The sequence below is a fragment of the Nocardioides sp. Z35_8 genome, assembly GCF_059621125.1.
The window spans coordinates 1-22,071 of the sequence record NZ_JCAQIE010000003.1 but is presented as its reverse complement, the minus strand read 5'-3'; the positions used below and the strand labels follow the sequence as shown (position 1 = coordinate 22,071).

Below are 22,071 nucleotides of genomic sequence, written 5' to 3'. Positions count from 1 at the left end.
CGTACTACTCCGGCGCTCCTGGCGGGCCCGACTGCTAGGGTCGCTCCCGATCGACATCCTTTAACGAGCCGTCCCGTGAGGCGGAGAAGGAGGTCCGGCGCGCAGATGCCTGCCACCGACGAGACCGCGACAGACGCCGTCCCCGACGCGACCGCACCGACCGGGAGCGCGGACCGCACCGAGCGCACCGTCCTCGACGCCCACGACATCTCCCGGGCGCTGACGCGGATCTCGCACGAGCTGCTCGAGCGCAACAAGGGCGCCACCGACCTGGTGCTGCTCGGCCTGCACACCCGCGGCGTGCCCCTCGCGCGACGCATCGCCGAGAGGATCGCCGCGGTCGAGGGCGCACCGGTCGCGGTGGGCGAGCTCGACGTGACGATGTATCGCGACGACCTGCGCTCCCAGCCCACCCGGCGGGCCCACAAGACGGCCCTGCCCCCCGGTGGCATCGACGGGAAGGTCGTCGTCCTGGTCGACGACGTGCTGTTCTCCGGGCGCACCATCCGGGCGGCGCTCGACGCGCTCGCCGACCTCGGCCGGCCCGGCGCCGTACGCCTCGCCGTGCTGGTCGACCGCGGCCACCGCGAGCTGCCGATCCGCGCCGACCACGTCGGCAAGAACCTGCCCAGCGCCCTCGCCGAGCGCGTCAGCGTGCGGCTGGCCGAGGTCGACGGCGCCGACGAGGTGACGATCTCGTGAAGCACCTGCTCTCCATCGACGACCTGACGACCGACGAGATCCTCCAGCTGTTCGAGACGGCCGCCGACATGCACGACGTGCAGACCCGCGACGTCAAGAAGCTGCCGGCCCTGCGTGGTCGCACGGTCGTCAACATGTTCTTCGAGGACTCGACCCGCACCCGGTCGTCGTTCGAGATCGCCGGCAAGTGGCTCTCCGCCGACGTCATCAACGTCAGCGCCAAGGGCTCGAGCACGTCGAAGGGCGAGAGCCTGCGCGACACCGTGCTGACCGTCTGCGCGATGGGCGTGGACGGCCTGGTGATCCGCCACCCCGCCAGCGGCGCCGCGCTCCAGGTCAGCCAGTGGGTCGACGCGGCCGTCGTCAACGCCGGCGACGGCATGCACGAGCACCCCACCCAGGCGCTGCTCGACGCCTACACGCTGCGGCGCCACCTCGGCTCGCTCGAGGGCCGGCACGTCGCGATCGTCGGCGACCTGACCCACAGCCGCGTCTTCCGCTCCAACGTCCAGTGCCTGACCAGGCTCGGGGCGCGCGTCACGGTCGTGGCGCCGCCCACGCTGATGCCGAGCGGGATCGCCGCGTGGTCGGCCGCGGCGGGCTTCGAGACGTCGTACGACCTCGACGCGGTGCTTCCCGACGCCGACGCCGTGATGATGCTGCGGGTCCAGCGCGAGCGGATGTCGGGCGCGTTCTTCCCGAGCCCGCGCGAGTACACCGTCGGCTACGGGCTCACCCGCGACCGGCTCGCGCTGCTCAAGCCCGACGTGCCGATCTGCCACCCGGGCCCGATGAACCGCGGCCTCGAGATCGCCGCCGACGCCGCCGACGCGGCCCAGTCGGTGGTGCTGGAGCAGGTCTCCAGCGGGCTCGCGATCCGGATGGCCGTGCTCTACCACCTGCTGGCCGGGGCGACCCGGGGAGGGACCGCCTGATGTCGCTGGTGATCAAGGGGGCCGCGCTGCTCGGCGAGGCGTCCGGGGACCTGTACGTCGACGACGCGGGGCGGCTGGTCGACGAGGCGCCGGCGGGCGCCGAGACCATCGACGCCGACGGCCTGGTCGCCCTGCCCGGGCTCGTCGACCTGCACACCCACCTGCGCGAGCCCGGCCGCGAGGACGCCGAGACGATCCTGACCGGCTCGCGGGCCGCGGCGCTGGGCGGCTACACGGCCGTGCTCGCGATGGCCAACACCTCGCCCGTGACCGACACCGCCGAGGCGGCCACGCGGGTGTGGGAGCTGGGCCGCGAGGCCGGGCTGGTGCACGTGCAGCCCGTCGGGGCGGTGACCCGCGGACTGGGCGGCGAGGAGCTGGCCGAGCTGGGGCTGATGCACCGGTCGAGGGCGGCGGTGACGGTGTTCTCCGACGACGGGAAGTGCGTCCACGACGCGCGGGTGATGCGCCGGGCGCTGGAGTACGTCAAGGCGTTCGGCGGCGTGGTGTCGCAGCACTCCCAGGACCCGACCCTCGCCGGGCCCGCTGCCTGCTGCCACGAGGGCGAGCTCTCCGGTCGCCTCGGGCTGCCCGGCTGGCCGGGGATCGCCGAGGAGGTCATCGTCGCCCGCGACGTGATGCTCGCCCGGCACACCGGCTCGCGCGTGCACGTCGCGCACGTCTCGACCGCCGGCTCGGTCGAGGTGCTCCGCTGGGCCAAGACCCAGGGCATCGACGTCACCGCCGAGGTCACGCCCCACCACCTGCTGCTGACCACCGACATGCTCACCGGCTACGACCCGACGTTCAAGGTCAACCCGCCCCTGCGCCCGCAGGAGGACGTCGACGCGCTCCGCGAGGCGCTGGCCGACGGCACGATCGACGCCGTCGCCACCGACCACGCGCCGCACGCCCGCCACGACAAGGAGCACGCGTTCGTCGACGCCGCCTTCGGCATGACCGGCATCGAGACCGCGCTCGCCGTCGTACGCACCGCGCTGCCCGAGCTGTCGTGGAGCGACATCGCGCGGGTCATGTCGGCGACGCCGGCGCGGATCGCGGGGCTCGCCGACCAGGGCAGGCCGCTCGCCGCGGGATCGCCGGCGCACGTCGTGCTCGTCGACCCCGACGCGCAGGTCACCGTCGACCGCGACAGCTCGGCGTCGCTCTCGCGCAACAACCCGTGGCACGGCCGCAGCCTCACCTCGCGGGTCGTGCATACGGTCTACGGCGGCCGGGTCACCGTGCGTGACGGGGCCCTGGTCTGAGCCGCACCCTCAGCCGGCGCGGCCGGTGGCCGGGTCGCGGTCGGTGAGGCAGTAGACCTGCCCGCCCGGCGCGGTGAGCACGGTCCAGTGGTCGTGCACGGCCTCGAGCCGGGCGCCGAGCCGCACGTGCTCCGCGACGTCGGCCGCGCGGTCCGCGGTCGCGAGGTCGGGGTGGGCGCGCACCGTCCCGTCGGGCTCGTCGAGGCGCTGCAGCAGCAGGCGGAGCATGCCGTACTCGACCAGTCGGACGAACGCGGGCGACGGCCCCTGCTGCGGACCGCGCCCGGTGAGGTCGGCCCAGAAGGCGACCTCGGCGTCCCACTGGCGGGAGGGCACGTCGAGGCACACCTGGTCGAGGATCGTGGCGCCGTCGCGCACCAGTCGCGGCTCGCCGTCCACGAGCGTGTGGCAGAACGCGAGGCCGCCGGGGGAGCGCATCACCTCCACGTCGTGGTAGGTCCAGGCCGGCGTCGCGCCCAGCGAGGTCGCGCGGGCCACGGCCGCCGACCGGTCGGACGAGTCGAGGTCGAGGTGCACGCCCGCCGGGGCGTCGACGGCCTGCACCCTGACGTACGCCGCACCCGACGCAGGCACCAGGGTGAGGAACTGGCCGTCCTCCCCGCGCCGCTCGGACGGCGTCCACCCGGTCACGGCGGACCAGAACCGCACGGTCCCGTCGAACGCGCTCGCGGGCGTGTCGAGGAAGACCTGGATCCACGCCGTCATGTCGGTCATCCTGCCACCGCGGGCGAGTAGCGTCGGCGTCATGCGCACGTCGACGACCGAGGACGAGGCCGCCTGGCCCGCCGTGACCACGCCCGATCAGCTCGAAGACCTGGTGGGACGACCGGGGGAGCGCGCGCGCACCAAGGAGCGCGCACGGCTGAGCGACATCGACCGCGCCTGGCTCGCGGCGTCGCCGTTCTGCGTGCTCGCCACCGCCGACGCCGACGGACGCTGCGACGCCAGCCCGAAGGGCGACCCGGCCGGCACGCTCGTGCACGTCGTGGACGACGCGACCATCGCGATCGCCGAGCGTCCGGGCAACCGACGCGTCGACGGCTACCGCAACGTGCTGGCCAACCCCCACGTCGGCCTGGTGTTCGTCGTGCCCGGGCGCGGCGACACGCTGCGCATCAACGGTCGCGCGCGCCTGGTGTCCGACGCGCCGTTCTTCGACGCCCTCGCGGTGCGGGGTCGCCGCCCGGTGCTGGCGCTGGTCGTGGAGATCGAGACGGTCTTCTTCCACTGCTCCAAGGCGTTCCGGCGTGCGCAGCTGTGGGAGCCCGGCACGTGGGACCCCGAGCAGGTGCCGCCGCGCGCGGTCATCGCCCACGAGCTCGAGCCGGTCGCCGGCCAGGGGCTCGCCGAGCTCGAGGACTACTACCGCCCGGCCAACTACGACAAGGGGCTCTACTGATGAGCGACTTCCCACCCGTCGTGCCGCACCTGCTGCACACCGTCCTCGACGCGGTCGACGTTCGCCAGGAGTCGGAGTTCTGGCGCGGCCTGCTCGGCCTGGCCTACCGAGCCGGCGACGAGCCCCCGGACGACGGGTCGGACGACGACGCCGACTGGGTGGTGCTCACCCACCCCGACGGACACCGCGCCCTCGCGATCCAGCAGGTCGACGCCCTCCCGCCGAGCCGCTGGCCCGAGCCGGGACATCCGGCGGTGTCGCACCTCGACACGACCGTGCCGTCGGTGTCGGCCCTGGACGCCGTGCACGACCTGGTGCTCGAGCTCGGAGGTGAGCCGCGCCTGGACCGCACCGACGACGAGGAGGAGCCGCTGCGGGCCTACGCCAGCCCTGCGGGGCACGTGTTCTGCGTGCTCGTCTCCTGACGTACGCCTGATCCGCCGGCCGACGTCATGAGGACGCCCGGTCGGGACCGGGGACTCCCATGACGTTTGGAGGTGGGAGGGCGCGCCGCCCGTCAGGCCAGGCCGAGCGCCCTCGCCTCCTCCCAGAGGTCGTCGCGCACGCTCGGGTGGGCGGCGTGCTCGATGAGGTTGCGCGCCTGCTCGCGCTCGCTGCGCCCCCACATCCACGCCACGCCCTGCTCGGTGACCACGGCGCCGTGCTGCAGCGAGGTGACCGGCTCGTCGACGAGCGGCACGATCGTCGACACGTCGGCGCGCGGGTGCCAGCTGCGCAGCGCCATGAACGCCCGCCCGCCCGGTGAGTGGCTGGCGCCGACGGTGAAGTCGGTCTGGCCGCCGAACCCGCTGTGGATCCGGGCGCCGATCCGCGACGCGTTGGCCTGGTCGAACAGGTCGACCTGCAGAGCGGTGTTGATCGACGTCATCGCCGGCTGCTGGGCGATGACGGCGGGGGAGTTGGTCGTCTCGGTGCGCAGCATCCACACCCGCGGGTTGTCGTCCACCCACGCGTACAGCTCGCTGCTGCCGAACACGAACGACGTGCGCACGGGGGTGGCGGTGTCGAGCGCTCCTGCCTCCTCCAGCACCAGGACGCCGTCGCTGAACATCTCGGTCCACACCTTGAGGCCGCGGCGCTCGAGCACTCCGGCGATCGTGGCGTCCGGCACCTCGCCGATGCCGGCCTGCAGGGTCGCGCCGTCGCCGATCTCGGCGGCCACCAGCGACCCGATCAGGCGGGCGTCCTCGCTCGGTGGGCGGGCCACGTGGGTCGTCAGGGCGACGTCGACCTCGACGCCGAGGTCGAGGTCGCCCACCGACACGACGGCGTCGCCGAAGGTCCACGGCATCCGGGGGTTGAGCTGGGCGACGACCAGGGCGCCGCGCTCGCGGGCCGCCTCGATCGCGGCCGGGAGCACGTTGACCTCCAGCCCCAGCGAGACCTGGCCGTCGCGGGGCGTGGTCGTGTGCACCACGACCACGTCGGGCGCGAGCGGGCCGTGGAAGAGTCGCGGGACCATCGAGAGCCGGCACGGCACGTAGGCCAGCCGAGGGTGCCGGCGGAAACCGGGCCCCACGAACGTCGTCTCGGGCACCACGCCGTCGTGGATCGGGACGTCGGGCTGGGCGTTGAGGGCGTGGAGGCGGGCCTGCGGCAGCTCCGCCAGCAGCGGGCCGAGGAGGGTGACCGGAGTGGCGTGGTTGCCGCTGGTCACCACCCGCGGACTCCCGAGCGGGGCACAGTGCTCCCGCACCTCGCGGACGGCCTGGTCGATCTCGACGATGCGCATGGCCACAGCGTGGCAGCCCGGCGCCCCTGCTCACGGGGCCGACCGGCCCGTCGTGGTGAGACCTTGGTCATCAGGTGGGTCCGGCCCGCCTCCCGACCGGCCTCCCGACCCGCCGTCGGACTGGCCCGCACACGGTGTCTCGACAGGCCGGCACGATGCCGCAGGCACGTGATCTCGCTGGTAGGGTCGGCGACGGCTCGAACATCCTTTAACGATCCGTCCCGTGAGGCGGAGAAGGAGGTACGGCATGGCTCTGCCTGCCCCAGCGCTCTTGGTCCTCGAGGACGGGCGCACCTTTCGCGGTGAGTCGTTCGGAGCCGAGGGCGAGACCTTCGGCGAGGCGGTCTTCTCCACCGGCATGTCCGGCTACCAGGAGACGCTGACCGACCCCAGCTACCACCGCCAGGTCGTCGTGATGACGGCCCCGCACGTCGGCAACACCGGCATGAACGACGAGGACGTCGAGTCCTCGCGCATCTGGGTCGCCGGCTACGTCGTGCGCGACCCCGCCCGGGTGCCGAGCAGCTGGCGCAGCGTGCGCACCCTGGACGACGACCTGCGCGCACAGGGCGTGGTGGGCATCAGCGGCGTCGACACCCGCGCGCTGACCCGCCACCTGCGCGAGCGGGGCGCGATGCGCGTGGGCATCTCGACGACAGAGACCGACCCGCAGCGCCTGCTCGACCGGGTGCGGGAGTCGGCGCAGATGAGCGGCGCCAACCTCAGTGAGGCCGTCACCACCGCGGAGCCCTACGTCGTCCCCGCGGTGGGCGAGAAGCGCTTCACGGTCGCCGCCGTCGACCTCGGGATCAAGGCCAACACCCCGCGGATGATGAGCGAGCGCGGCATCGAGGTGCACGTGCTGCCGGCCACCGCCGGCATCGACGACGTCCTCGCCGTCGCCCCCGACGGGCTCTTCTTCTCCAACGGTCCCGGTGACCCGGCCGCCACCACCGGCCAGGTCCGGCTGCTGCAGGACGCGCTGCGCGCCGGCGTGCCCTACTTCGGCATCTGCTTCGGCAACCAGCTCTTCGGCCGCGCGCTCGGCTTCGGCACCTACAAGCTGAAGTACGGCCACCGCGGCATCAACCAGCCGGTGATGGACCGCACCACCGGCAAGGTGGAGGTCACCGCCCACAACCACGGCTTCGCGGTCGACGCACCGCTCGAGGGCTCGACGACGACCGAGTTCGGCGAGGCGTCGGTCAGCCACGTGTGCCTCAACGACGACGTCGTCGAGGGGCTCGAGCTGCGCGACGCCGACGGCCGGCTCGTCAGCTTCTCCGTGCAGTACCACCCCGAGGCGGCCGCGGGCCCGCACGACGCCGCCTACCTCTTCGACCGGTTCTGCGACCTGATGGCCGACGTCAGCTCCCAGCGGCCCCAGCGGAAGGACGCCTGACATGCCCAAGCGCACGGACATCGAGAGCGTCCTGGTCATCGGCTCCGGGCCGATCATCATCGGCCAGGCGGCGGAGTTCGACTACTCCGGCACCCAGGCCTGCCGCGTGCTGCGCGAGGAGGGCCTGCGGGTCATCCTGGTCAACTCCAACCCGGCCACGATCATGACCGACCCGGAGTTCGCCGACGCGACCTACGTCGAGCCGATCACCCCCGACTACGTCGAGAAGGTGATCGCCAAGGAGCGTCCCGACGCCCTGCTGGCCACCCTCGGCGGGCAGACCGCGCTCAACTGCGCGATGGCCCTCGACAAGGCCGGCGTGCTGGAGAAGTACGGCGTGGAGCTGATCGGCGCCTCGATCGAGGCGATCGAGCGCGGGGAGAACCGCCAGCAGTTCAAGAAGATCGTCGAGCAGCTCGGCGGCGAGTCGGCGCGCAGCGTCATCTGCCACTCGATCGACGACCTGCTCGCCGCCGCCGACGACCTGGGCTACCCCATGGTGGTCCGCCCGTCGTTCACCATGGGCGGCACCGGCTCCGGCATGGCGTACGACGAGGCCGACCTGCGCCGCATCGGCGGGGCCGGACTGGCGGCCAGCCCGACCACCGAGGTGCTCCTCGAGGAGTCGATCCTCGGCTGGAAGGAGTACGAGCTCGAGGTGATGCGCGACGGCGCCGACAACAGCGTCATCGTCTGCTCCATCGAGAACCTCGACCCGATGGGGGTCCACACCGGCGACTCGATCACCGTCGCGCCGGCGATGACGCTCACCGACCGTGAGTACCAGGCGATGCGCGACCTCGCGATCGGCATCATCCGCGCCGTCGGCGTCGACACCGGCGGCTGCAACATCCAGTACGCCGTCAATCCGGCGGACGGCCGGCTGATCGTCATCGAGATGAACCCCCGGGTCTCGCGGTCCTCCGCGCTGGCGTCCAAGGCCACCGGCTTCCCCATCGCCAAGATCGCGGCCAAGGTCGCCATCGGCTACACCCTCGACGAGATCCGCAACGACATCACCCAGGAGACCCCCGCGTCCTTCGAGCCCACGCTCGACTACGTCGTGGTCAAGGTGCCGCGCTTCGCCTTCGAGAAGTTCCCCGAGGCCGACCCGACGCTGACCACCCACATGAAGTCGGTCGGCGAGGCGATGGCCATCGGGCGCAACTTCACCGAGGCGCTGCAGAAGGCGCTGCGGTCGCTGGAGAGCAGCCACGCGCCGTTCGACTGGCACAAGGAGTTCGTCGAGCTCGACAAGGCGGCGCTGCTCGAGGAGATCAGGGTCCCGCACGACGGTCGGCTCAAGAAGGTGATGGACGCGATCCGCGCCGGCGCGACGGCCGAGGAGATCTTCGAGGCCACCGCCATCGACCCGTGGTTCGTCGACCAGCTCGCGCTGATCAACGAGGTCGCGGTGGAGCTCATCGAGGCCACCGAGCTGACCCCCGGCCTGCTCCGCCTCGCCAAGCGCCACGGCTTCTCCGACGAGCAGGTCGGCAAGATCCGCGGCCTCAGCGCCGACGTCGTGCGCGGCGTACGCCATGCGCTCGGCATCCGGCCCGTGTTCAAGACCGTGGACACCTGCGCCGCCGAGTTCGCCGCGCGCACGCCCTACCACTACTCGTCCTACGACGAGGAGACCGAGGTGCGGCCCCGCACGGAGGGCAAGGAGGCGGTGATCATCCTCGGCTCGGGTCCCAACCGGATCGGCCAGGGCATCGAGTTCGACTACAGCTGCGTCCACGCCTCCCTCGCGCTGGCCGAGGCCGGCTACGAGACGATCATGGTCAACTGCAACCCCGAGACGGTGAGCACCGACTACGACACCTCCGACCGGCTCTACTTCGAGCCGCTCACGCTGGAGGACGTCCTGGAGATCGTCCACGCCGAGCAGCTGGCGGGCCCGGTCGCCGGCGTGGTGTGCCAGCTGGGCGGCCAGACTCCGCTCGGCCTGGCGCAGGGCCTCGCCGACGCCGGCGTGCCGATCGTCGGCACCACGCCGGAGGCGATCCACCTCGCCGAGGAGCGCGGCGCGTTCGGCCGGGTGCTCGCCGACGCCGGCCTGCCGGCGCCCAAGCACGGCACCGCGACGTCCTACCCCCAGGCCCACCGCATCGCCCACGAGATCGGCTACCCCGTCCTGGTGCGGCCGTCGTACGTCCTCGGCGGGCGCGGCATGGAGATCGTCTACGACGACGCCGCGCTGGAGGCCTACCTGGCGAAGTACGTCGCCAACGGGCTGATCAACGAGCGCCAGCCGGTGCTGGTCGACCGGTTCCTCGACGACGCGGTGGAGATCGACGTCGACGCGATCTTCGACGGCGACGAGCTCTTCCTGGGCGGGGTCATGGAGCACATCGAGGAGGCCGGCATCCACTCCGGCGACTCGTCGTGCGCGCTGCCGCCGATCACGCTCGGACGCGAGGAGGTCGAGCGCATCCGCCGCTCCACGGACGCCATCGCGCGCGGGCTGGGGGTGCGCGGGCTGCTCAACATCCAGTTCGCCCTGGCCTCCGACGTGCTCTACGTCCTGGAGGCCAACCCCCGCGCCTCGCGCACCGTGCCGTTCGTCTCCAAGGCCACCGCCACGCCGCTGGCGAAGGCCGCGGCCCGGGTGATGCTGGGGGAGTCGATCGCCGACCTCCGCGCGGCCGGGGTGCTGCCGGCCGAGGGCGACGGCGGCCACCTGCCCGACGGGTCGCCGATCGCGGTCAAGGAGGCGGTCATGCCCTTCGACCGCTTCAAGACCGCCGACGGCCGCACGGTCGACGCGCTCCTCGGCCCCGAGATGCGCTCGACCGGCGAGGTGATGGGCTTCGACGCCTTCTTCGGCACTGCCTTCGCCAAGGCGCAGGCCGCCGCCTACGGGTCGCTGCCGCTGTCGGGCAAGGTCTTCGTGTCGGTCGCCAACCGCGACAAGCGGCACATGATCTTCCCGGTCAAGCAGATCGCCGACATGGGCTTCGAGATCCTCGCCACCGCCGGCACGGCCGAGGTGCTGCGGCGCAACGGCGTCCAGGCCACCGTGGTCCGCAAGCAGTCCGAGGGCGAGGGCCCCGGCGGGGAGCGCACGATCGTGGGACTGATCCGCGACCGTGAGGTCGACCTGGTGATCAACACGCCCCACGGCGCCACCAGCGGCGGCTCGCCGCGCGCCGACGGCTACGACATCCGCACGGCCGCCGTCATCACCGACATCCCGTGCATCACCACCATCCAGGGCCTCGGCGCCGCGGTGCAGGGCCTGGAGGCGATGCGGCGCGGCGACATCGGGGTGCGGTCGCTGCAGGACTGGGCGGCGCTGAGCGCCGAGCGGAACGCCTGACCGTGGGGGCCTACGACATCGTCTTCGAGCGGGGCCTGACCCGGATCGACCCCGAGCGGGCGCACCACGCCGCGTTCCGGGCGATCCGGGCGGCGACGCCCGTGACGGCCCGGGCCCTCCGCGTCCCGTCCGCGCCCGTGCAGGCCCTCGGCCTGAGCTTCCCCCATCCCCTCGGCCTGGCCGCCGGCTTCGACAAGAACGCCGTCGGGATCGACGGGCTCGCCGCGCTCGGCTTCGGCCACGCCGAGATCGGCACCGTCACCGGTGAGGCACAGCCCGGCAACCCCGCGCCACGGCTCTTCCGGCTCACCGACGACCGGGCGATCGTCAACCGGATGGGGTTCAACAACGACGGCGCGGAGGTCGTGGCCCGGCGGCTGGCGGCCTGGCGCGCGGAGGGCGGCTCGACCGTCCTCGGCGTCAACATCGGCAAGACCAAGGTCGTCCCCGAGGAGGAGGCCGCCCGCGACTACGAGAAGTCGGCCGGCCTGCTCGCCCCCTACGCCGACTACCTCGTCGTCAACGTGTCCTCGCCCAACACGCCCGGCCTGCGCGACCTCCAGGCGGTGGAGAAGCTCGAGCCGCTGCTGGGCGCCGTACGCCGTCGCGCCGACGAGGTGCGCCCCGACGACCGGGTGCCGCTGCTGGTGAAGATCGCGCCCGACCTCAGTGACGACGACGTGCTGGCCGTGGCCGACCTCGCCCTCGCCACCGGGCTCGACGGCATCATCGCCACCAACACCACGATCAGCCGCGACGGCCTCGCCACGCCCGCCGCCCGCGTGCAGGAGGTCGGCGCCGGCGGGCTGAGCGGGCGTCCGCTGACCCAGCGCTCCGAGGACGTCGTGCGGATGCTCCGCGAGCGCGTGGGCCCCGGCCTCACCCTCATCGGGGTCGGCGGCATCACCACCGTCGACGACGCGCGGCGTCGGCTCGCGGCCGGCGCCGACCTGCTGCAGGCCTACACGGCGTTCGTCTACGAGGGTCCGCTGTGGCCGCGCCGGATCGTGCGGGGTCTCGCCACGGATGGCTGAGCCACGGCCGGTGCCGGGCGGCGGGCAGGCGAGCGACCGGACCAGGGACCGGGACCGCGTCCACCCCAGCGTCCCCCCCAGCGTCCATGTCGACGGCGCGGTCGTCGGCACCAAGCGCGCCGGGCGCTACCGCCACCTGACCCTGACCGCGCCGGGCGTGCCCGAGCGCTTCCGGGCCGGCAACTTCGTGGCCGTCAGCGTCGCCGGGCACGTCGCGCGGCGTGCGCTGTGGATCCACCGGGTGCGCGCGTCGAGCGCGTTCGGCCCCACCCTCGACGTCGTCGTGGAGCCCCGGGGGAGCGGCACCCGGTGGCTCGCCGCCCAGCCCGTCGGCGCGCGGATCGCGATCACCGGACCACTGGGGCGGCCCTTCGCGCTGCCCAAGGACGCCGTGTCGTGCCTGCTCGTCGGGGAGGGCTACGCCGCCGCGCCCCTCTTCCCGCTCGCCGAACGCCTGCGCGAGCGCGGCTGCGCGGTGTCGCTGGTGGTCTCCGCCCCCGACGAGTCGCGCCTGCTGTCGGCCCTCGAGGCCCGCCGGTCCGCCCGGTCCGTCACCGTGCTCACCGCCGACGGCTCGGTCGGCCTGCGCGGGCCGGTCGCCGACCACGTCGACGACCTCGTCCGCCGCAGCGACGCCGACGTCGTCTACGCCGCCGGCCCCCACGACGTCCTCCGCAGCGCCGCGGCAGCCGCCGAGCGTGCGGGCGCCTGGAGCCAGGTCGCCGTGGAGGCGCCGACGCCCTGCGGCACCGGGCTGTGCCACGGGTGCCCGCTCCCCGTCGTCGGCGAGGACGGCGTCGAGCGCGTCGTCCGTGCCTGCACCGAGGGTCCCGTCGTGCGCGGCGACCGCGTCCAGTGGGACGCCCTGTGAGTGCCGCCCCCGTCGTCGGGATCCCCGGCCCGGTCATGGTCGCCGCCGGCTGCGGCGGCACCGGGCGCGAGCTCGAGGCCTACGCCGGTCCCGACGGTCTGGCCGGGCTCGCGTTCGTCACCCGCTCGATCACCCTCGACCCCCGCAGCGGCGGCCCCGGTCCGCGCGTCTGCGAGGTGCCGGGCGGGCTGGTCAACGCCGTGGGCCTGCCCAACCCCGGCCTCGAGCACTTCCTCGCCACCGAGCTGCCGTGGCTGGTGCGCGCCGGGGCCACCGTCCTCGTCTCGATCGCCGGCGCGACGATGGGGGAGTACGCCGACCTCGCCCGCCGGCTCAGCCGCGCCCCCGGGGTCGCCGGCCTCGAGATCAACGTCGGCGCGCCGGACGAGGCGGGCGCCGGGCTGTTCGCGGTGCGTGAGCCCTACCACGCGGCCAGCGTGATCGCGGCGGTGCGGCGCGAGTTCCCCGCCGACCGGCCGGTCCTGGCCAAGGTGCGTCCCGACGTGTCCCGCGTCGTCGAGGGCGCCCGCGCCTGCCACGAGGCGGGCGCGACGGCCGTCGTGATCGGCAACGCCGTCCCCGCCGCCCTGCTCGACGGGCGGGCGGGCGGGCTCAGCGGGCCCGCGATCGCGCCGATCGTCCTGCGCTGCGTCGCGGAGGTGCGCCGCGCCGTGCCCGAGGTGCCCGTCGTCGGGTGTGGTGGCGTGCACGACCTGCGCTCGGCCGAGGCCTACCTCGACGCCGGCGCGAGCGCCGTGCAGGTCGGCACCGCTCTGCTCCACGACCCCACGACCGTCACCCGGCTGCGCGCCGACCTCGCAGCCCGACCCGCGCCCCGACCGAATGCCCGACCCGAGGAGACCCGATGACCCCGTTCGGCACCCGCCTGGCCCACGCCATCGAGGACCGGGGGAGGTTCTGCGTGGGCATCGACCCGCACTCCGGGCTGCTGCGCGAGTGGGGGCTCGACGACGACGTCGCCTCGTTGGAGCGCTTCGCGCTCACCGTCGTCGAGGCGGTCGCCCCGGTGGTCGGTGTCGTCAAGCCGCAGAGCGCGTTCTACGAGCGCTTCGGCAGCCGCGGCATCGCCGTGCTCGAGCGGGTGGTGGCCGAGTCGCGGGCTGCGGGGGCGCTCGTGCTGATGGACGCCAAGCGCGGTGACATCGGCTCGACGAGCCAGGCCTACGCCGACGCCTACCTCGATCCCACCTCGCCGCTCGGCTCGGACGCCGTCACGGCGAGCCCCTACCTCGGGTTCGGGTCGCTCGCGCCCATGATCGAGGCCGGGCGGCGCCACGGCGGCGGGGTGTTCGTCCTCGCGCTGACCTCCAACAAGGAGGGCCCGGAGGTGCAGCACGCCCGCAGCGGCGACGCGACGGTCGCGGGCACGGTGCTGGCCCACCTGCGGGAGGCCAACGCCGGGGCGGAGCCGGTCGGCTCCTTCGGCGCCGTGGTCGGGGCGACGATCGGCGACACCGACGAGGACCTCGACATCAACGGGCCGCTGCTGGTGCCGGGCTACGGCGCCCAGGGCGGCACGGTGGACGACCTGACCCGCATCCTCGGCGCCGCGGCGCGCTGGGCGCTGCCGAGCTCCTCGCGCGAGGTGCTGCGGGCCGGGCCCGACGTGGCCGCGCTGCGCGACGCCGCCCGGCGGGGCAACGACGCCGTGCGGGGCCTCGGGGCGTGAGACTCCTCGTCCCGGCGCTGCTGGTGGCGTGCCTCGCCGCCGGCGGGTGTTCGGGCGACCGCGAGCAGGACTACTGCGAGGCCGTGGAGGAGCACCAGGCCGAGCTCTCCGAGGTGGCGTCCTCCGACGACCCCGGCGCCGTCCTCGAGGCGCTGGACGCCTACGACGACCTCGCCGACCGAGCGCCGCGCGGCATCGCCGACGACTGGTCGACGGTCCTGCGGCCGCTCCACCGGCTCGACCGGGCCCTGGCAGAGCACGACGTCGACCCCTCGACCTACGCCGCCCAGGACCCGCCGCCCGGACTGTCGGGTGACGCGCGGGCGGAGATCGAGGCTGCCGCCCGCGCCGTCGGCTCCGCACGGACGGTCGAGGCGATGGCCGAGGTCGAGCAGCACACGCTCGACGTCTGCGGGACGCCGCTCTCGGGGTGAGCGTCGCGGTGTCCCGCAGCGCCGCCCATGGGGAACATCACGTCGAGCGGGCGGGGCCGTGGGCCCGATTGCCCGACCCGACGCGACGTGACTAGATTGATCCGCACCAGCCGGAACTCCCCTTCCGACCCCTGCCCGACCCCCGAAGGATCTCCTCCGTGGCCTTGCCCCCTCTGACGCCCGAGCAGCGCCAGGCAGCCCTCGACAAGGCTGCGGCCTCCCGACGTGAGCGGGCCGAGGTGAAGAACCGGCTGAAGAACTCCGGCGGCTCCGTCGTCGACGTCCTCCACGAGGGCCAGACCAACGAGGTCATCGGCAAGATGCGGGTCGTGGAGCTGCTCCAGTCGGTGCCCGGCCTGGGGCGGGTGCGCGCCCGCCAGGTGATGGAGCGCCTCGGCATCGCCGAGAGCCGACGCGTGCGGGGCCTCGGCGTCAAGCAGGTCGCCGCGCTCGAGCGTGAGTTCGGCCCCGACGCGTCGTGACCGACCCCGCTCCGACGCCCGCCGACGACCAGCCCGGCCCCCGGGCGTCCCGTTCGCGCCTGATCGTCCTCGCCGGTCCGACGGCCGTCGGCAAGGGGACGGTCGCCGCCGCGGTGCGCGACACGCACCCCGAGGTGTGGATCTCGGTCTCCGCCACCACCCGCGCCCCGCGCCCGGGTGAGGAGCACGGCGTCCACTACTGGTTCGTCTCCGACGAGGAGTTCGACGCGATGATCGCCAGGGGCGAGCTGCTCGAGTGGGCCGTCGTCCACGGCGCCGCCCGCTACGGCACCCCCCGCGGGCCCGTCGACGCCGCGCTGGCAGCTGGTCGCCCGGCGATGCTGGAGATCGACCTGCAGGGCGCGCGCCAGGTGCGCGAGACGATGCCCGAGGCGCTGTTCGTGTTCCTCAAGCCGCCGTCGTGGGAGGAGCTCGTCCGCCGCCTGGTCGGCCGCGGCACCGAGACCGAGGCCCAGCGCGAGCGCCGGCTGGAGACCGCCAGGGCCGAGCTGGCCGCGGAGAGTGAGTTCGACGTCACCATCGTCAACCACGAAGTTCACGCCGCAGCCGACGAGTTGGTAGCCTTGATGGTTGGACCCGCTCCGTCCACCCCCTCCACCACCGACTAGCGAGGCACTCACACCGTGGCTTCTCCCACCATCGCCGCCGAGGGCGTCACCAACCCCTCGATCGACGACCTGCTCACCAAGACCGACAGCAAGTACAAGCTGGTGCTCTACAGCGCCCAGCGTGCCCGCCAGATCAACGCCTACTACTCCCAGCTCGGCGAGGGCCTGCTGGAGTACGTCGGCCCGCTCGTCGACACCCACGTGCAGGAGAAGCCGCTGTCGATCGCGCTCCGCGAGATCAACGACGACCTCCTGACCTGCGAGGACATCGACCCCGCCGCCGAGGCCGCTGCCGCCGAGGCCGCTGCCGGCGACGCCACGGAGTGACGCGAGCCTCCCGATGACCGCACGGGTCGTCCTGGGCGTCTCCGGCGGGATCGCGGCCTACAAGTCCTGCGAGCTGCTGCGCCGGTTCACCGAGTCGGGGCACGACGTCACCGTCGTGCCCACGGCCTCCGCGCTGGAGTTCGTCGGCGCGCCCACGTGGGCCGCGCTCTCGGGCAAGCCGGTCGCGACCGACGTGTGGACCGGCGTCCACGCCGTGCCCCACGTCCACATCGGCCAGCAGGCCGACGTGGTCGTGGTCGCTCCGGCGACCGCCGACCTGCTCGCGCGAGCAGCGCACGGCCTTGCGGACGACCTCCTCACCAACACCCTGCTCACGGCCCGCTGCCCGGTGGTGTTCGCCCCGGCGATGCACACCGAGATGTGGGAGCACCCCGCGACCCAGGCCAACGTCGCGACGCTGCGCCAGCGGGGAGCGGTCGTCATCGAGCCCGCCGTGGGGCGCCTCACCGGCGCCGACACCGGCAAGGGCCGCCTTCCCGAGCCCGGTGCGATCTTCGAGCTCGTGCGCGAGGTCCTCGACCGCGGCGCCGACGCCCCGCAGGACCTCGCCGGGCGCAAGGTCGTCGTGTCCGCCGGGGGCACCCGCGAGTACCTCGACCCGGTCCGCTTCCTCGGCAACCGGTCCTCGGGCCTGCAGGGCTACGCCCTCGCCCGGGCCGCCGCCGCGCGGGGCGCGCACGTCACCCTGGTCAGCGCCAACGTCAGCCTCGCCGACCCGGCCGGCGCCAGCGTCGTACGCGTCGAGACCACCGCGCAGCTGCGCGAGGCGGTCGTCGCCGCGACCGCCACGGCCAACGCGGTCGTGATGGCGGCGGCTCCCGCCGACTTCCGGCCCACCTCGACGAGCGAGGCGAAGATCAAGAAGGCCGACGACGGCTCGGCGCCCGCCATCGCGCTCGAGCAGAACCCCGACATCCTGGCCGAGATCTCCCACGACCGGGCCCGCGAGGACGCCGTCATCGTCGGCTTCGCCGCCGAGACCGGCGACGCCACCGGCTCCGTGCTCGACCTCGGTCGGGCCAAGCTCGCGCGCAAGGGCTGCGACCTGCTCGTCGTCAACGACGTCAGCGGCGGAGCGGTCTTCGGCAGCGCCGACAACGAGGCCGTGGTGCTCGGCTCCGACGGCGCGGCCGTCGAGGTGCCCCGCGGCACCAAGACCGCCCTGGCGCACGTGATCTGGGACGAGGTCGTCCGGCGATTCGCCGACTGAGACCTGCGTCCCAGCTGCCGGCCAGCAGGTACGTTTCATCCGACCGACCCAGAGAAGAATCGAGAGCAACGTGGCTGGACGCCTGTTCACCTCCGAGTCCGTGACCGAGGGGCACCCCGACAAGATCGCCGACCGCATCAGCGACTCGGTGCTCGACCACCTCATGGCCACCGACCCCGACAAGGCCAACCTGCGGGTGGCCGTCGAGACGCTGCTGACCACCGGACTCGTGGTCGTCGCCGGCGAGGTGCGCACGGGTGCCTACGCACCGGTCGCCGACATCGTCCGCAGGGCGATCCTCGAGATCGGCTACGACTCCTCGGAGAAGGGCTTCGACGGCCACACGTGCGGCGTCCAGGTCGCCATCGGCGCCCAGTCGACCGACATCGCCGCCGGCGTCGACGCCGGCCACGAGTCGCGCGTCGGCTCGTCGGAGGACGAGCTCGACAAGCGCGGCGCGGGCGACCAGGGCCTGATGTTCGGCTACGCCTGCGACGACACCCCGCAGCTGATGCCGCTCCCGATCACCATCGCGCAGCGGCTCGCCCAGCGCCTGACGCAGGTCCGCAAGAGCGGGACGCTCGGCTACCTGCGTCCCGACGGCAAGACCCAGGTGACGATCGAGTACGACGAGGACGACCGCCCGGTGCGCGTCGACACCGTCGTGCTGTCCACCCAGCACGACCCCGGCGTCGAGCACGCCCAGCTCGAGGCCGAGATCAAGCAGCACGTCATCGACCCCGTGCTCGCCGACGTCGACCTGCCCTCCGAGGGCTACCGCATGCTGGTCAACCCGACCGGCACCTTCGTCATCGGCGGCCCGATGGGTGACGCCGGCCTGACCGGTCGCAAGATCATCGTCGACACCTACGGCGGGATGGCCCGCCACGGTGGCGGCGCGTTCTCCGGCAAGGACCCCTCGAAGGTCGACCGCTCCGCCGCCTACGCCATGCGCTGGGTCGCGAAGAACGTCGTCGCGGCCGGGCTGGCCCGCCGGTGCGAGGCCCAGGTCGCCTACGCGATCGGCAAGGCCGCCCCGGTCGGCGTGTTCATCGAGACCTTCGGCACCGGCGTCGTGTCCGACGAGTTGATCCAGGACGCCGTCCTCGAGGTCTTCGACCTGCGTCCGGCCGCGATCATCCGCGACCTCGACCTGCTCCGCCCGATCTACGCCGAGACCTCCGCCTACGGCCACTTCGGCCGCGAGCTGCCGGAGTTCACCTGGGAGAACACCGACCGCGCCGACAAGCTGAAGGCCGCCGCGGGCGTCTGACGCCGCGGCGGGCGTCGTCCGCCGTCGCTGTCGCTGTCGCTGTCGGAGTCCCCGCTCGAGCGGGGACTCCGACACCTGGAGGCCGTTGCAACCCCCTCCAGGTGTCAGACTTCCCCACCAGGTACGACGGTCGGTGGCCGCTGACACAATCGCCCGCATGACCTCACGCGAAGCCCCGGAAGCAGACATGCTCCCGGGGCTTCGTGCTGCCGTGGACGACGCTCGCGCCAAGGCGGCCGCGACGCGGCGCCGGAAGGCCGCCGCGTGGGAGCCGGCCGCCGTCGATCCCGTCGCGCGGGTGCTCGTCGACATCGCCCTGGCCCACCTCGACCGCCCCTTCGACTACGCCGTCCCGCTCGCCATGGCCGAGACGGCCGTGCCCGGAGCGCGGGTGAAGGTCCGCTTCGCCGGCCAGGACGTCGACGGCTACGTCGTCGAGCGGGCGAGCCGCACCGACCACACTGGCATCCTCCAGCCGCTGCGCCGGGTGGTGAGCCCCGAGCCGGTGCTGGCGCCGGAGATCGCCGAGCTCAGCGCCACGATCGCCCACCGGTACGCCGGCGCGCGCTCCGACGTGCTGCGCCTGGCGGTGCCGCCCCGCCACGCCGCCACCGAGAAGCTGCCCTCCCCGCCCGCGCCGCCCGCGCCGTCACCGCCGGTCCCCGCGGCCTGGGCCGAGGTGCCCCACGCCGACGCGTTCCTGAGCCACGTCGCCACCGGCGGCGCCCCCCGCGCGGTCTGGTCGGCCGCCCCGGGCGACGACTGGCCGGCGATGATCGCCGAGGCCGTCGCCGCGACCTACGCCGCAGGCCGGGGCGCGCTGGTCTGCGTGCCCGACCGCCGTGACGTCGCGCGCGTCGACGCGGCGCTCACCGAGCTGCTGGGGGAGGGCCACCACGTCTGCCTGAGCGCCGACGGCGGTCCGGCCGCCCGCTACCGCGACTTCCTCGCCGTCTCGCGCGGCGCTCGGCGGGTCGTCGTCGGCACCCGCTCCGCCGCGTTCGCCCCGGTGCACGACCTCGGGCTGGTGGCGCTGTGGGACGACGGCGACGACCTGCACGCCGAGCCCCGCGCGCCCTACCCCCACACCCGCGAGGTGCTCCTGCTGCGCGCCGAGCAGCAGGGCACGGCCGCGCTGCTCGGCGGCGTCGCCCGTACGCCCGAGGCGCAGCAGCTGGTCGCGAGCGGCTGGGCCCACGAGCTGGCGGTGCCCCGCGAGGTGCTGCGCCGCCGGGTGCGGGTCGAGGCGGTGCCGGCCGAGGACCGCTCCGTCGGCACGCGCATCCCGCGGGCCGCCTACGACGCGATCCGGCAGGGACTGACCGCCGGGCCGGTGCTGGTGCAGACGCCGCGCGCCGGCTATGCCGCCTCGCTGGCCTGCGACACGTGTCGTACGCCGGCCCGGTGCACCGCGTGCACCGGCCCGCTGGTGGTCGACGGCCCCGTGGTGCCGCCGCGGTGCCGCTGGTGCGGGCACGTCGAGGCGCCGTGGTCGTGCCCGACGTGCGGCGGCCACGGCCTGCGCGCCCCCGTGCGGGGCGGGGCCCGCACCGCCGAGGAGCTGGGGCGGATGTTCCCCGGCACCACGGTCCGCACCTCCAGTGGCGAGCGCGTGGTCGACCGGGTCGACGCGGCCGCCGACCTCGTCGTCGCGACGGTCGGGGCAGAGCCGGTCGCCGAGGGGGGCTACGCGGCCGTCGTCGTCCTCGACACGTGGCTGAGCCTGGCCCGCGACGACATGCGCGCCGCGGAGGAGGCGCTGCGCCGCTGGCTCAACGCCGCCGCGCTGGCCCGGGTCGGCGGCCACGTCGTCGCCGTGGGTGACCCGGCCCATCCCGCGCTCCAGGCGCTGGTCCGGTGGGACCCGGCCGGCTTCGCGCGGCGCGAGGCCGAGGAGCGCTCCCAGGCCCACCTGCCCCCGGCCGCGCGCCTGGCGACCGTGACCGGCGACCTCGGCGCCCTCGACGACGTCCTCCACCTGCTCGACCTCCCCGACGGCGCCGAGGTGCTGGGCCCCGTCCCGGTGGACGACGAGCACCGCGTGCTGGTCCGGGTCCCTCGGGGGAGCGGCGAGGCGCTCTCGCGCTCGCTGGGCGACCTCCAGCGGATCCGCTCGGCCCGCAAGCTCGACCCCGTCCGGGTGCAGGTCGATCCGCTCACGGTCTGAGGCGGCGCAGACCCGGCCGCCATGACGGGGCCACGGACGCGTCCCTAGACTTGACGCCGCCTGCCCAGGCCCCACCGTCCACCTCGTCCACCTCGTCCAAGGGAGCTCCGTGGCCGTCCAGCCCATCCGCCTCTTCGGTGACCCCGTGCTCCGCCAGCGAGCGATCGAGGTCGACGACTTCGACCGCGAGGTCCGCCAGCTCGTCGCCGACCTCACCGACACCATGCTCGCCGCGCCCGGTGCCGGCCTCGCGGCACCGCAGATCGGCGTGGGCCTGCGCGTCTTCACCTGGAACGTCGACGGCGAGGTCGGCCACCTGGTCAACCCCACCCTGGAGCTCTCCGAGGAGACCCAGGACGGCGCCGAGGGGTGCCTGTCGCTGCCCGAGCTGACCTACGACTGCATCCGCGCCCTGTCGGTGGTCGCGACGGGGTTCGACATGTACGGCGAGCCGCAGCGCATCGTGGCCTCCGACCTGCTCGCCCGCGCGATGCAGCACGAGACCGACCACCTCGACGGGATCCTGTTCATCGACAAGCTCGACACCGCAGCCCGCAAGGCGGCGATGAAGGAGATCCGCGAGTCCGACTGGTTCGGCCTCGAGCGACCGACCGTCCGGGTCAGCCCGCACGCCACCCACGGACTGGGCCTCTGATGCGCGTCGTCTTCGCCGGCACCCCCGAGGTCGCCCTGCCCGCGCTCGACGCGATCGCCGACAGCCGCCACGAGCTCGTCGGCGTCGTCACCCGCCCGGACGCCCCCAGCGGCCGCGGTCGCAGGCTGGTCGCCAGCCCGGTCGCCCAGCGTGCCGAGGAGCTCGGCGTCCCCGTGCTCAAGCCCGAGCACCCGCGCGACCCCGAGTTCCAGGAGGCGCTCGCCGCGCTGCGCCCCGACGCGTGCCCCGTGGTGGCCTACGGTGCCCTGCTGCCGCAGTCGGCGCTCGACCTGGTGCCGCACGGGTGGATCAACCTCCACTTCTCCGTGCTCCCGTCCTGGGGGGGGGGGGGGGGGGGGGGGGGGAAAGTTCGGGGGGGGGGGGTGTGGGTGGAGAGGGGGCCAAAGAGGTGGTTTTCGAAGAGGGGGGGGGGCCAAGACGAGCCGTTGCAAAACCTCCACCCCAGTTCCCTC

22 protein-coding genes are annotated in these 22,071 nt (G+C 73.9%); 20 read left to right on the top strand and 2 right to left on the bottom strand.

Annotation, left to right across the window (positions count from 1 at the left end; genetic code table 11):
• The first annotated feature begins 105 nt into the window (after nucleotides 1-105).
• From pyrR to AC54T2_RS14575, 3 genes are read left to right on the top strand one after another with little or no spacing between them, the layout of a single operon-like run.
• The gene (gene pyrR / locus AC54T2_RS14585) at nucleotides 106-702 is read left to right on the top strand and encodes a bifunctional pyr operon transcriptional regulator/uracil phosphoribosyltransferase PyrR (protein ID WP_489976026.1); all 597 of its coding nucleotides are present in this window, start codon (nucleotides 106-108) and stop codon (nucleotides 700-702) included.
• Complete coding sequence (locus AC54T2_RS14580; protein WP_496666546.1) at nucleotides 699-1,637, top strand: aspartate carbamoyltransferase catalytic subunit; 939 nt, start codon at nucleotides 699-701, stop codon at nucleotides 1,635-1,637. The genes pyrR and AC54T2_RS14580 overlap by 4 nt, the downstream gene beginning before the upstream one ends.
• A complete protein-coding gene (locus tag AC54T2_RS14575; protein WP_496666545.1) occupies nucleotides 1,637-2,905 on the top strand; it encodes a dihydroorotase in 1,269 nt (422 codons plus the stop codon). Before AC54T2_RS14580 ends, AC54T2_RS14575 begins: the two co-directional genes overlap by 1 nt.
• A 9-nt stretch (nucleotides 2,906-2,914) precedes the next feature.
• Here the strand turns inward: AC54T2_RS14575 and AC54T2_RS14570 are convergent, their stop codons facing one another.
• The gene (locus AC54T2_RS14570; protein WP_496666544.1) at nucleotides 2,915-3,631 is read right to left on the bottom strand and encodes a VOC family protein; all 717 of its coding nucleotides are present in this window, start codon (nucleotides 3,629-3,631) and stop codon (nucleotides 2,915-2,917) included.
• A gap of 40 nt (nucleotides 3,632-3,671) precedes the next feature.
• Between AC54T2_RS14570 and AC54T2_RS14565 the strand changes: the two genes are divergently transcribed.
• Both AC54T2_RS14565 and AC54T2_RS14560 read left to right on the top strand, forming a co-directional pair.
• Nucleotides 3,672-4,325: an MSMEG_1061 family FMN-dependent PPOX-type flavoprotein gene (locus tag AC54T2_RS14565; protein ID WP_496666543.1), complete on the top strand. Its 654-nt coding sequence runs from the start codon at nucleotides 3,672-3,674 to the stop codon at nucleotides 4,323-4,325.
• Nucleotides 4,325-4,750, top strand: coding sequence for a VOC family protein (locus AC54T2_RS14560; RefSeq protein WP_186342108.1), 426 nt, complete (start codon nucleotides 4,325-4,327; stop codon nucleotides 4,748-4,750). Before AC54T2_RS14565 ends, AC54T2_RS14560 begins: the two co-directional genes overlap by 1 nt.
• A gap of 92 nt (nucleotides 4,751-4,842) precedes the next feature.
• Here the strand turns inward: AC54T2_RS14560 and AC54T2_RS14555 are convergent, their stop codons facing one another.
• Nucleotides 4,843-6,078, bottom strand: a complete 1,236-nt coding sequence (locus tag AC54T2_RS14555) for an acetyl-CoA hydrolase/transferase family protein (RefSeq protein ID WP_496666542.1) — start codon at nucleotides 6,076-6,078, stop codon at nucleotides 4,843-4,845.
• Between the two features lie 247 nt (nucleotides 6,079-6,325).
• Between AC54T2_RS14555 and carA the strand changes: the two genes are divergently transcribed.
• From carA to AC54T2_RS14480, 15 genes are all read left to right on the top strand, one after another.
• The gene (gene carA / locus AC54T2_RS14550; protein ID WP_186342110.1) at nucleotides 6,326-7,480 is read left to right on the top strand and encodes a glutamine-hydrolyzing carbamoyl-phosphate synthase small subunit; all 1,155 of its coding nucleotides are present in this window, start codon (nucleotides 6,326-6,328) and stop codon (nucleotides 7,478-7,480) included.
• A 1-nt stretch (nucleotide 7,481) separates the two neighbouring features.
• Nucleotides 7,482-10,805 (top strand): carbamoyl-phosphate synthase large subunit, encoded by a 3,324-nt coding sequence (gene carB, locus AC54T2_RS14545; protein ID WP_186342111.1) that lies wholly within the window; start codon nucleotides 7,482-7,484, stop codon nucleotides 10,803-10,805.
• 2 nt (nucleotides 10,806-10,807) lie between these two features.
• Nucleotides 10,808-11,839, top strand: a complete 1,032-nt coding sequence (locus AC54T2_RS14540) for a quinone-dependent dihydroorotate dehydrogenase (RefSeq protein WP_496666541.1) — start codon at nucleotides 10,808-10,810, stop codon at nucleotides 11,837-11,839.
• A complete protein-coding gene (locus AC54T2_RS14535) occupies nucleotides 11,832-12,710 on the top strand; it encodes an iron-sulfur cluster-binding protein (protein ID WP_489976021.1) in 879 nt (292 codons plus the stop codon). Before AC54T2_RS14540 ends, AC54T2_RS14535 begins: the two co-directional genes overlap by 8 nt.
• Nucleotides 12,707-13,579 carry a tRNA-dihydrouridine synthase gene (locus tag AC54T2_RS14530; protein ID WP_186342114.1) on the top strand — a complete coding sequence of 291 codons (873 nt, stop codon included), beginning with the start codon at nucleotides 12,707-12,709 and terminating at the stop codon, nucleotides 13,577-13,579. Before AC54T2_RS14535 ends, AC54T2_RS14530 begins: the two co-directional genes overlap by 4 nt.
• Nucleotides 13,576-14,400, top strand: coding sequence for an orotidine-5'-phosphate decarboxylase (pyrF, locus tag AC54T2_RS14525; protein WP_186342115.1), 825 nt, complete (start codon nucleotides 13,576-13,578; stop codon nucleotides 14,398-14,400). Before AC54T2_RS14530 ends, pyrF begins: the two co-directional genes overlap by 4 nt.
• Nucleotides 14,397-14,834, top strand: a complete 438-nt coding sequence (locus tag AC54T2_RS14520; protein WP_186342116.1) for a hypothetical protein — start codon at nucleotides 14,397-14,399, stop codon at nucleotides 14,832-14,834. The genes pyrF and AC54T2_RS14520 overlap by 4 nt, the downstream gene beginning before the upstream one ends.
• Before the next feature lie 158 nt (nucleotides 14,835-14,992).
• Complete coding sequence (mihF, locus tag AC54T2_RS14515; protein WP_186342117.1) at nucleotides 14,993-15,316, top strand: integration host factor, actinobacterial type; 324 nt, start codon at nucleotides 14,993-14,995, stop codon at nucleotides 15,314-15,316.
• Nucleotides 15,313-15,945: a guanylate kinase gene (gene gmk, locus AC54T2_RS14510; RefSeq protein WP_186342118.1), complete on the top strand. Its 633-nt coding sequence runs from the start codon at nucleotides 15,313-15,315 to the stop codon at nucleotides 15,943-15,945. The genes mihF and gmk overlap by 4 nt, the downstream gene beginning before the upstream one ends.
• Before the next feature lie 15 nt (nucleotides 15,946-15,960).
• Nucleotides 15,961-16,272, top strand: a complete 312-nt coding sequence (gene rpoZ / locus AC54T2_RS14505) for a DNA-directed RNA polymerase subunit omega (protein WP_172261153.1) — start codon at nucleotides 15,961-15,963, stop codon at nucleotides 16,270-16,272.
• A 13-nt stretch (nucleotides 16,273-16,285) separates the two neighbouring features.
• Complete coding sequence (coaBC, locus tag AC54T2_RS14500) at nucleotides 16,286-17,503, top strand: bifunctional phosphopantothenoylcysteine decarboxylase/phosphopantothenate--cysteine ligase CoaBC (RefSeq protein ID WP_496666540.1); 1,218 nt, start codon at nucleotides 16,286-16,288, stop codon at nucleotides 17,501-17,503.
• A 70-nt stretch (nucleotides 17,504-17,573) separates the two neighbouring features.
• On the top strand, nucleotides 17,574-18,776 hold the full coding sequence (gene metK / locus AC54T2_RS14495) for a methionine adenosyltransferase (RefSeq protein ID WP_186342120.1): 1,203 nt from the start codon (nucleotides 17,574-17,576) through the stop codon (nucleotides 18,774-18,776).
• A 157-nt stretch (nucleotides 18,777-18,933) separates the two neighbouring features.
• Nucleotides 18,934-20,943: a primosomal protein N' gene (locus tag AC54T2_RS14490; RefSeq protein WP_496666539.1), complete on the top strand. Its 2,010-nt coding sequence runs from the start codon at nucleotides 18,934-18,936 to the stop codon at nucleotides 20,941-20,943.
• Nucleotides 20,944-21,052: 109 nt separating this feature from the next.
• Complete coding sequence (gene def, locus AC54T2_RS14485) at nucleotides 21,053-21,598, top strand: peptide deformylase (protein ID WP_496666538.1); 546 nt, start codon at nucleotides 21,053-21,055, stop codon at nucleotides 21,596-21,598.
• A partial coding sequence (locus AC54T2_RS14480; protein WP_496666537.1) for a methionyl-tRNA formyltransferase occupies nucleotides 21,598-22,071 on the top strand: 474 nt, incomplete at its 3' end. The genes def and AC54T2_RS14480, both read left to right, overlap by 1 nt.